The organism is Dokdonella sp., assembly GCF_051958935.1.
In the GTDB taxonomy this organism is placed as follows: Bacteria; Pseudomonadota; Gammaproteobacteria; order Xanthomonadales; family Rhodanobacteraceae; genus Dokdonella_A.
Map to the genome: position 1 here is coordinate 1 of NZ_JBQCFP010000189.1, position 9,434 is coordinate 9,434.

At 69.9% G+C, this 9,434-nt stretch carries 9 protein-coding genes and 1 pseudogene; 2 read left to right on the forward strand and 8 right to left on the reverse strand.

Features of this window, described 5'->3' with window-relative positions; all coding sequences use genetic code 11:
- Together ACTHK2_RS17380 and pdsR are read right to left on the reverse strand one after the other, a co-directional pair.
- A pseudogene (locus ACTHK2_RS17380) lies at nt 1-686 on the reverse strand (ATP-binding protein); the annotation flags it as partial.
- A gap of 162 nt (nt 687-848) precedes the next feature.
- On the reverse strand, nt 849-1,538 hold the full coding sequence (gene pdsR, locus ACTHK2_RS17385; protein ID WP_440247000.1) for a proteobacterial dedicated sortase system response regulator: 690 nt from the start codon (nt 1,536-1,538) through the stop codon (nt 849-851).
- Between the two features lie 417 nt (nt 1,539-1,955).
- Here pdsR and ACTHK2_RS17390 point away from each other — a divergent pair, with 417 nt between their 5' ends.
- On the forward strand, nt 1,956-2,123 hold the full coding sequence (locus ACTHK2_RS17390) for a hypothetical protein (protein WP_440247001.1): 168 nt from the start codon (nt 1,956-1,958) through the stop codon (nt 2,121-2,123).
- A 384-nt stretch (nt 2,124-2,507) separates the two neighbouring features.
- On the opposite strand, the gene rpe is transcribed toward ACTHK2_RS17390, so the two are convergent.
- Both rpe and djlA read right to left on the reverse strand, forming a co-directional pair.
- Nucleotides 2,508-3,173: a ribulose-phosphate 3-epimerase gene (rpe, locus tag ACTHK2_RS17395; protein ID WP_440247008.1), complete on the reverse strand. Its 666-nt coding sequence runs from the start codon at nt 3,171-3,173 to the stop codon at nt 2,508-2,510.
- 38 nt (nt 3,174-3,211) lie between these two features.
- A complete protein-coding gene (gene djlA / locus ACTHK2_RS17400) occupies nt 3,212-3,994 on the reverse strand; it encodes a co-chaperone DjlA (protein ID WP_440247002.1) in 783 nt (260 codons plus the stop codon).
- Between the two features lie 205 nt (nt 3,995-4,199).
- Between djlA and ACTHK2_RS17405 the strand changes: the two genes are divergently transcribed.
- Nucleotides 4,200-5,096 (forward strand): phosphoribosylaminoimidazolesuccinocarboxamide synthase, encoded by an 897-nt coding sequence (locus ACTHK2_RS17405; RefSeq protein ID WP_440247003.1) that lies wholly within the window; start codon nt 4,200-4,202, stop codon nt 5,094-5,096.
- Between the two features lie 33 nt (nt 5,097-5,129).
- Here the strand turns inward: ACTHK2_RS17405 and ACTHK2_RS17410 are convergent, their stop codons facing one another.
- The 4 genes from ACTHK2_RS17410 to ACTHK2_RS17425 form a co-directional block, all read right to left on the reverse strand.
- The gene (locus ACTHK2_RS17410; protein ID WP_440247004.1) at nt 5,130-5,594 is read right to left on the reverse strand and encodes an Mpo1 family 2-hydroxy fatty acid dioxygenase; all 465 of its coding nucleotides are present in this window, start codon (nt 5,592-5,594) and stop codon (nt 5,130-5,132) included.
- 128 nt (nt 5,595-5,722) lie between these two features.
- Nucleotides 5,723-7,861, reverse strand: coding sequence for an Ig-like domain-containing protein (locus tag ACTHK2_RS17415; protein ID WP_440247005.1), 2,139 nt, complete (start codon nt 7,859-7,861; stop codon nt 5,723-5,725).
- A gap of 201 nt (nt 7,862-8,062) precedes the next feature.
- Nucleotides 8,063-8,824, reverse strand: a complete 762-nt coding sequence (locus tag ACTHK2_RS17420) for a DUF2884 family protein (protein WP_440247006.1) — start codon at nt 8,822-8,824, stop codon at nt 8,063-8,065.
- Between the two features lie 40 nt (nt 8,825-8,864).
- Nucleotides 8,865-9,434: NAD-dependent epimerase/dehydratase family protein (locus ACTHK2_RS17425; protein WP_440247007.1), on the reverse strand; the 570-nt coding region annotated here is incomplete at its 5' end.

The window sequence follows — 9,434 nt, forward strand, 5'->3', positions numbered from 1 at the left end:
TCGTCGTAGGCGATCACGCGGCGCGGTTCGGGCGGCGTCGCGTCGGCCTGCGCCGAATCGTGCACGGCGAAACCGATGCGCTCGGGCATCACGCCGCGCGGCAGGCGCAGCTCGATGCGGTAGCCGGAACCGTCCTCCTGCAGCATGCCGGAGAGGTGCGGCGGCAGGCGCTCGCCGTCGCCCTCGGCCGGCGCCTCGAACGCGCCCGGCGCGGCGCTCGTGAGCCGGTAGCGGCGCGACTCGCTGCCGTCGACGAGCAGCATCTCGACATGGTCGCCGAGCGCGCTGCGCGCGTCGGCGGGGTCGAAGCGCGCGCGCGTCGCATCGCGCACTTCGGCAAGCAGGTACAGCGTGTCCTTGTCGCGCGCGAGCGTCACGCGCAGCTTCTGCGCGTCCTGGCTCGGGCCGAGCGCCTGCGCGTACGGACGCAGGTCGCCCCAGTCGTCGGCGTAGCCGTCGACGACGAGGCGTTCGCTCGTGCGCTGCAGGTAGAGCACCGGCCCCGAGGGCGGCCAGGCGATGCCGCGCGCCTCGACCGTCTTGGCGAGCATGCCTGCCGAGGCGAGCAATGCCTGTTCCTGGCCCTGGCGCAGCAGCAGCTCGACCTGGCGCACGAACTGCCAGCCCGCCCACGGCAGCGCGAGCGTCGAGAGCGCGACGAGCAGCAGCTTGAAACGGAGGGACATGGCGAGAGAGCGAGGGCTGAGGGCTGAGGGCTGAGAAGCGAGAGTGGGCTTGCGGACTTGAGGCGGCGGAATGTTCGTGCACCGGAAGACCCCTACCTGGGCCATCGTGCAGGTGCGCGGCGGCCGGCGTCAGCCCTCAGCTCTCAGCCCTCAGCCCTGAAGTCACGGCTTCCAGCGATAGCCGGCGCCGTGCACGGTGTCGATCGCGTCGAACGCGGGATCGATCGCGATGAACTTCTTGCGGATGCGCTTGATGTGCGAAGTGATCGTCGCGTCGTCGACCACGACCTGCGCGTCGCGCATGAGCTGGTCGCGGCTCTTCACATGGCCGGGAAAGCGCACGAGCGTGTGCACCATCCAGAACTCGGTCACGGTCAGCGGCACTTCGGCACCGTTCCAGGTCACGCGCATGCGCTCGGTCTCGAGCTTGAGCAGGCCCTGCTCGATCACGCTGTCGGCCGCGACGGGCTTGCGCAGCGCCTCCATCCGGCGCAGCAAGGCATTGATGCGCGCGGCGAGCTGGTGCAGGGAAATGTCCTTGGCGAGGTAATCATCGGCACCGAGCCGAAGGCCGGAGATCACGTCGAAGTCGGAGTCGCGCGCGGTGAGGAACAGGATCGGCAAGGTCGCCGACTGCGCGCGCAGATGGCGGCAGAGTTCGAAGCCGCCTTCCGGTTCGTCGCCGAGGCCGACGTCAATGATCACGAGCTCCGGCAGCCGCTGCGTGAATGCGGCCTGCGCGTCCGCTCGCGAGGCATAGCCACGCACTTCGTAGCCGAGCCGCGTGAGCGCCTCGACGTAATTGGCGCGGATCAGTGGCTCGTCCTCGACGATGGCGATGCTGCGCGGCATGGATGCTCCCCTCCTTGCGGTGCCGGCGGCGCGATGCCGCTCGACGCGCGCTGAGCTTACGCAGCGCCGGCGCGCGCGCGCAACGGCCGCATCGCGCCTGCCCGCGGATTGCCAGAACTCGTCGCGATCACGGCACGACCCGGGCGGCGCGCGTCCTCGCGCGGGCGGTGCAATGAAGCTGCACACCCGCACCGGAGACCGAACGATGGACCCGCGCCGCCCCGATCCAAACGCCGAACTGCATGCACGCGAACGCCTGCGCATCGTCTTCGCGCTCGGCTCGCTGTTGCTCGGCCTGCTCGCCGCCGTGCACATCTAGTCGCGCGACAGGCGATCCGCGCATGGATCGCCGCCCGCTCGGCGGCGCCCGCGACGCTCTGGACTGGCTCACGCCGACCCTTGCCGAAGGAGACACCGATGGACCGCCACCGCGATGCACTTCACGCCGACCCGATCCCCGCCGCGATCGCCGAGTTCCTCTGGCTCGGTGGCGAGGCGATGGTCGCCCCGGCCGCTCTGGCCGCACTCCCCTGCACGAGCGCTGCGACGGAACGCGACGCCGAGCCGTCATGGGTGACGATCTGATTCATCGGCCGAGGCCGACGGTCATCGCGTGACCCATGGAAGGGTCTCCTGCGGCATCGGCGGCGCCCGCCGTCGATGCCGCGGAGGCGGCGATTCGACGTCGCTGCGATCAAGGTTTCCCTGGAATGAGTGTAGTTCGGGTTGTCCCCGCGCCGGGTGCTTCGTCCCCCTTCCCTCCCCCGGGCCCGGCGCGGTTTTTTCCCTTCGCTTCAGTGTGCGCCGCCGCGCAAGGCTTCTCTCGCGCCGTGGATCGTCCCCGCCCGCCAGCGCCGAGGGAACCCGGTGGAACACGAACAGCCTTCGTCGCCGTCGTCCCGGCGAAAGGGGGGAGCTTGCGCGCGCTCGTTGCGCGCCTGCCATCCACGAAGCTCGAAGAAAAACGTGTCAGCCCGCAATCGCGCGCTGCATCGCCGCGATCACCGCGGCGTAGTCGGGCTCGTTGAATACCGCCGAACCCGCGACGAAGGTGTCGGCCCCGGCGCGGGCAATCTCGCCGATGTTCGACGGTTTGACGCCGCCATCGATCTCGAGGCGGATCGGCCGGCCGCTCGCATCGATCATCTCGCGCACGCGACGCAGCTTGTCGAGTGCGGACGGGATGAAGCTCTGCCCACCGAATCCGGGGTTGACCGACATGATCAACACGAGGTCGAGCTTGTCCAGCACGTAGTCGAGATAGGACAGCGGCGTCGCCGGGTTGAACACGAGTCCGGCCTGGCAGCCGCTCGACGTGATCAGCTGGATCGTGCGGTCGATGTGCTCGCTCGCCTCGGGATGGAAGCTGATAACGGTCGCGCCGGCCTTGGCGAAGTCGGGCACGATGCGGTCGACCGGTTTCACCATGAGGTGCACGTCGATCGGCGCGGTCACGCCGTGCTTGCGCAGTGCTTCGCAGACGAGCGGCCCGATCGTGAGGTTCGGCACGTAGTGGTTGTCCATCACGTCGAAATGGACCCAGCCCGCTCCTGCGGCGAGCACCGCGTCGACTTCCTCGCCGAGGCGCGCGAAGTTCGCCGAGAGGATCGACGGGGCGATGATGGGGGGTTGCATGGCCATGGTGGATTTCCCGTGCGTGGTGGCAGCGGCGGTCAGCTGAAGCCGCGCTCGGCCTTGATGTGTTCGTAGGCCGCGTTGATCTCGCGCGCACGCTGCTCCGAGCGGCGCTTCACCTCGTCAGGCACGTCGCCGAGCTTGTCCGGATGATGCTTGCTCATGAGCCGGCGATACGCCTGCTTGACGTCGCGGTCGCTCACGTCGCGCGTGATGCCGAGCACCGCGTACGGATCGACCTGCGAGGGTCGCTGCGGCGGCGCGCGCCCGGCGTCGCCGCTACCGCGCGCGCCCTGCCAGCCGCCGTAGCCCTTCATCGCCGAGAGCGCGGCGAGTTCGTGTTCGCGCACGCCGAGGGCGGCGCACAGGCGGCGCACGAGCTGGAGCTTGGTGCCCGCGAGCGGGCCCTCGGCGTAGACGAGATCGAGCAGCAGGTCGAGCACGATGAAGGCGGAATCGCGACGGTTCGCGCACCATGCGCTGAGTTCGCCGATCGCGGAGTTCACGTTGAACTCGGGCTGCTTGCCGGCAGTGAACCGTTCGATCGCTGCGCGCCGGTGTTCGGGATCGAGGCCGAGGCGGGTGATCAGCGCCTCCGCGGCGTCGATTTCCGCCTGCGAGACGCGGCCATCGGATTTGGCGAGCGCGCCGGCGAACGCGAACAACGGCTCGATGAAGCCGCGCCCGATCGTGCCCGGCCGCGCACGCGCGACCGCGCTGTCGTAGAAGTGGCCGAGCAGCAGGCCGACGAGGATGCCGAGAGGGTTGTGGAACAGGCCCCAGCCGATCAGCGCGCCGAGCAGTTTGCCGATGAAGCTCATTGCGCGACTCGCTGCGTGGCGGGCGTGCTCGGAAGGATCGGAACGGGTATCGGCACGTCGGGAGGCGGCGCGGAAGGAACCGCGCGGATTCTACCAGTACCCACCCCGCCGCACGGCAGGTCGCCGCGGCGCGCGCGGCGAAGGGCCCGGGGCCTCAGCCGCCGTGCGCCGCTACAATGGCGCCTTTCGACCGTGGAACGCGCGCGTGCCGACCGTCCTCTCGCAATCGAACCTGCCCGGCCTCGACCTCATCCATCGCGGCAAGGTGCGCGACGTCTATGCGCTGTCGCCGACCGAACTGCTGATCGTCGCCACCGACCGGCTGTCCGCCTTCGACGTCGTGTTGCCCGACCCCATCCCCGGCAAGGGCGAGATGCTCTGCCAGATCTCCAACTTCTGGTTCGACAAGACGGCGCATCTCGTGCCGAACCACCTCACCGGCAAGGACGTCGCGAACGTACTGCCCGCGGGCACCGACGCCGCGCTCTACGCCAGGCGCAGCGTGATCACGAAGCGGCTCAAGCCGGTGCCGGTCGAGGCGATCGCGCGCGGCTACCTGATCGGATCGGGCTGGAAGGATTACCAGGCGACCGGGTCACTCTGTGGCATCGCGCTGCCGCCGGGCCTGCGCCAGGCCGAGCGCCTGCCGGAGCCGATCTTCACGCCGTCGACGAAGGCCGCGGTCGGCGACCACGACGAGAACGTGAGCTTCGCGCACGTCGTCGACCTCGTCGGCCGCGAGATGGCCGAACGCGTGCGCGACGCGACGCTGGCGATCTATCGCTGGGCGGCGGAGTACGCAGCCGAGCGCGGCATCATCATCGCCGACACCAAGTTCGAGTTCGGTACCGACGCCGACGGCGCACTGTACGTGATGGACGAGATGCTCACGCCCGATTCGTCGCGCTTCTGGCCAGCCGACCAGTACCAGGTCGGCATCAGTCCGCCGAGCTACGACAAGCAGTTCGTGCGCGACTACCTCGAGACGCTCGACTGGAACAAGACCGCGCCCGGCCCACGCGTGCCGGCCGACGTCATCGCAGGCACCGCGGCGAAGTACGCCGAAGCGCTGCAGCGGCTCGCGGGGATCACGCTCGATTAGCGCTTGCGGCATGCGATCGCATGCCGCAAGCGGTCAGTACGCGAGGCCTACGCGACGCATGACCTTGCCGGTCAGCCATGCGGGACCGATCAGCAGGTAGGCGAGATCGGTGAAGAACGAGGGCCGCCGCCCTTCGATGAGATGACCGATGAACTGGCCGATCCAGGCGGCGACGAACACGCCGATCGCGAGCCACAGCAGTGGCTGGCCGCCGAGCGTGCGATAAAGCCATTCGGTCAGCACGGCGAGCAGCGCGAACACGACGAACATCGCCGCGCCGAGCGGCCGCGACAGGCGCCAGTAGAACGCGAGCGCGCCGACCATGATCAGCGCGCACCAGAGCCCGGCGCGGCCGATCGACGCGGGCACGGGCAGAAGCCACAGGAACGCGATCACCGCCCACAGGATCGCCGGCACGCAGATCCAGTGGATGAGCCGGTTGGTCGGGTTCTGGTGGTCCGCGCTGTAACTGCCGAACCAGTCGTTGACGCTGCGCATGTCGGACTCCGTGGCTTCGTCGCACGCTGAAACTACGGCCTGCGCCTCGTTGCTAAAACGGGCGGCGCAAAAAAAAGACGCGCGCCTCGGCGAGGCGCGCGTCGATATGCTCGTGGTGACGGGCGCGCTTACGGAACGGGCTTGAGGACCGACGGGTTGTTCACGATCACCCCGAAGCCGCCGAACGCCGCGAAGCTCGCCATCTCGCCCTGCATTTCGACCGTCGCCGCCGGGTAGTCGGTCGGGTCGAGCAGCGAGCCATGCTCGCCCTGCAGGAAGCGCGTGACCGCCTGCAGGCCGCCGGTCGTCAGCAGCACGGTGTCGTCGATCGGGGCGAGGCCGAGGGCGCGGATCAGCGGTTCCGTGCCGGACAACGGCGCACCCGCGACCGCGTTCGGGATGACCTGGTCGGGCAGGTTGTCGCCGCTGCCGATGACCTCCTGCAGCAGCAGGTTCTTGATCGGGTCGTCGCTGACGGCGGGGTCGATCAGCGTGCCGTTGCCGGCGTAGTTGATCGGGTCGCCCGAGTCGATGATCGTCTGCGTCGCGACGAAGTACGCGTCGTAGTCGGGCGTGCCCTGCTGCAGGCCCGCCGCGGCGAGGCCGGCATGGATGCGCGGACCGAATGCCGGCGATGCGTCGAGCATGCGCGCGATGCCGCCGCCGGGCACGTTGAGCACGGCCGACTTGATGGTCGGGTCGACCGCCATGACCATCGTGCCGGTGATCGCACCGAGCGACTGGCCGACGAAGCGCGTCTGGCTCGGGTCGACATCCGGCAGCGTCGACGCGGCGTGCGCGAGCTGCATGACGTCGGCCGCGCCCTGGCGCAGATTGTCGCGCGAAGTGAGGAGGCTGGTCAGGTTGGTCGTGTAGCTGCCCGACGGATCGATCTGGCCGTCCGGACCCGGAGCGCCGGTCGTGTTGTTCGACAGGTCGAGGTCGAACGTGCGCTCATGCGCGATCGCGCCGAACGGCGTATTGCCGACGTAGAACGGATTGCTCGTGCTGGTGAGGCCGTGCAGCGGCAGGTCGATCGCCACGACTGCGAAGCCCTGCGCGGCGAGCGTGCCGGCGACGGCGAACATGTCGGTGCGGTTGCGCGTGACGCCATGCTGGAAGATCACGAGCGGCCAGCCGGCCGCCGGCTTGGTCTTGCCCGAGGCCGCATTGGGCAGCGTGAGCAGCAGCGGCACGGTTTCGGTCGTCGTCGCCTTCGGAACCGGGTTGCACGCGGTGAGGTTGGTCGAGGTCGGGTCGAGACCGAAGCCGGCGCACTGTTCGATGTACGCGCCCGCGGTCGCATGCCAGAAGCCGGTGAGCGGCGCGGTCGGGTTCGACGCGCTCGGAGCCGACAGGTAGTAGGGCAGGCTGATCGTGCCGATGTAGATGTCGGCGATCGGCGGCAGGCCGAGGCCGAGGCTCGCGAGCGTCTTGCCGGTCGGGGCGACGTGCGTCGGCGCCGGCGGCGATGCCTGGGTGATCGCCGACAGCGCCTGCATCGTCGGCGTGATGCTCTGCGTGGTCGCGACCCACGACAATGCGATCTTGCCTGCGGGCACGCCGGCCGAAACGGCCGCCGCGGCCTGCGAGCTGTTGAGCTGGCGCAACGGCTCGAGCTGGCACGCCTGCGCGTCCGACAGCGCCGGGTTGGTCGAGTGTCCGCCCGCGCACAGCGGGTGCTGCGCGGTCGACAGCAGGTAGGTCAGCGTGCCGCGGATCTCGTTGCCGCCGGCATCCTTGATGCCGTTGGTGAGCACGGCCATGTACGAGGTGCGCTGCTTGAGCGGCGCGGTCGGCACGATCGCGAGCGTCTTGTGGCTCGTGTCGGACGGCGAAAGCACGGCGACGAATTCGGTCGGCGAGGAAAGCTCGCGCACGACGCTCGTGACCGCGCCACCGGGGCCGCTCAGCGAGACCTCGAACAGGTGCACGTTGCCGGCGAGCGAGGAAGGATCGATCGGCGCGCTGAACGTGGTCGACCACGGCGTGGTCGTCCCGAAGCCGTCCAATGCGTTCATCGCGACCTTCGGATCACCGAAGTTCGTCGGATCGGCGACCGGGATGTTCAGCGTCAGGTCGGTCGTGCCGAGCAACAGCAGGTTGTTCGGAAACGGAATGACGCTGTGGGCAGGGTCGAAGTCTGCGGTGCCGTGGAATACCACCGGCGCGGTGTAGTCGTAGGCCCGCGCGTCGTGCGCCGCCAAACTGCCAAACAACGCCGCGGCGACGGCCGCGGTCGTGATCGATCGAACCTGCATGGGCATGCCCCTTCTGGCTGGCGTCCTGGATTGCTTGAGTCGTGCGTGAAGCGCATCGCATCTTAGGTCGTTCAAACGAGCGTTGGCAACGCTGCACTGCGGCGAAAAACCCGCACATCCCGGGCGTTGCATTGCAACAGGCGCCTGCACGGCGGCCCGCGTCGCGCTCGTGCATACCGTTGCGTAGCGACGAAGCGCGTCCGACCGTCAGTGCCTCGCCGCGCCGATATCGAGCAGGTCGAGCGGCCGGCCGTCGCCGTCGCGCACGCCGTCCTGCAGTTCATGCAGGCGACGGATCGACGGGCACAGCGCCTCGACCTGCGGGCGCAGATCGCGCAGGCGCCGCTCGATCTTCGGCTGCAGGCCATTGCCCAGTTCGCTCGCGCGCGCCTGCAGCGCGACCGCTTCATCGAGGTCGCCGTCGAGCGCGGCGGTGATCGCGCCGCGGCCGACGTCGGCGACGAGCAGCGGAGCGAGATCGGCGGACCACCCGGCGACGTCGCGCTCGAACGCCTCGGCCTGCCACTCGCGCGTGCTCGTGCTCGCCGCGATGCGCGCGCGCAGCTCGGCCGCATGCGCGGCGATGCGGCGATCGACCTCCGCACGCGTGTCGGCGGACGTGGCGAGGCGACGCGTCTCCGTGCGCACGACGCCGGTGGCGAGATCGAGCCCGCGCAGCGCGATCGCCTTCACCTTCGGCACCAGCGCGCGCAGTTCGCGCGCGAACAGGCCGAGCCGGTCGGCATCTTCGGTATTGAGGCGCACCACCACGCCATCGACGCGCAGGCGGCCGTCGCGCCATTCGACCCGGCGCGGCGCCGGCGCGCCACGCTCGAACACGAGCGCATCGGCGCCGACGACGAGATCGTAGCTGCTGCTCGCCGCGCACGTGTCCTCGAAGTCGGTCGCGCGCGCGCCGGATCCGCACGTGAGCAGCAGGGCGAGCAGGATCGGCATGGAACGCTTCATCGGGAACCTCCGGGCGCAGCGATAACGGACACGCCATCAATCACCGCTGAATGGCTGCGGCCTCCCAGCACGCGGCGTCGGGACGGAACGCACGGGGCGAGAAACCGAAGTCCGCGTGCGCATCGCTCGTATCGGCGACGAGGTCTGCCTGGAGACGGTCGACCAGCGCGGGCGAAAGCCCGCTGCGGCCGGCGGCACGCGCGCTGGCGAGCAGCGTGCGCAGGAGCGGTAGCGGCACCGGCATGGGCACGGTGCGGAATGGCAGCGAGGCGCGCACGCGTTCGAGCATCGTCGCGAACGGCAGGCGCTCGCCGCCACCGAGACCATACGCACGCCCGGCGCAGCGCGCCTGCGCGGCGGCCGCGACGCAGGCCGCGGCGAGGTCGTCCGCATGCACGGGCTGGCGCAGGCCGCGCGCGCCGGTGACGCGCGGGAACACGCGCCATTGCTTGGCGCGGCGCGCGAGCGGCGTCAGGCTGCGATCGACGCCGGCGCCGTAGATCAGCGTCGGCCGCAGCACGGTCCAGGCACGGCCGCGCGCCTCGGCAGCGCTGGCGAGCGCCTGCTCCGCCGCACGCAAGCGTGCGGCGACCTCGCGTTCGTGCGGGTC

Coding starts and splice junctions, on each gene's coding strand:
- rpe (WP_440247008.1), bottom strand. CDS start 3,173: ATGCAACCCCCCATCATCGCCCCGTCGATCCTCTCGGCGAACTTCGCG.
- ACTHK2_RS17420 (WP_440247006.1), bottom strand. CDS start 8,824: ATGAAGCGTTCCATGCCGATCCTGCTCGCCCTGCTGCTCACGTGCGGA.
- pdsR (WP_440247000.1), bottom strand. CDS start 1,538: ATGCCGCGCAGCATCGCCATCGTCGAGGACGAGCCACTGATCCGCGCC.
- djlA (WP_440247002.1), bottom strand. CDS start 3,994: ATGAGCTTCATCGGCAAACTGCTCGGCGCGCTGATCGGCTGGGGCCTG.
- ACTHK2_RS17415 (WP_440247005.1), bottom strand. CDS start 7,861: ATGCCCATGCAGGTTCGATCGATCACGACCGCGGCCGTCGCCGCGGCG.
- ACTHK2_RS17390 (WP_440247001.1), top strand. CDS start 1,956: ATGGACCGCCACCGCGATGCACTTCACGCCGACCCGATCCCCGCCGCG.
- ACTHK2_RS17410 (WP_440247004.1), bottom strand. CDS start 5,594: ATGCGCAGCGTCAACGACTGGTTCGGCAGTTACAGCGCGGACCACCAG.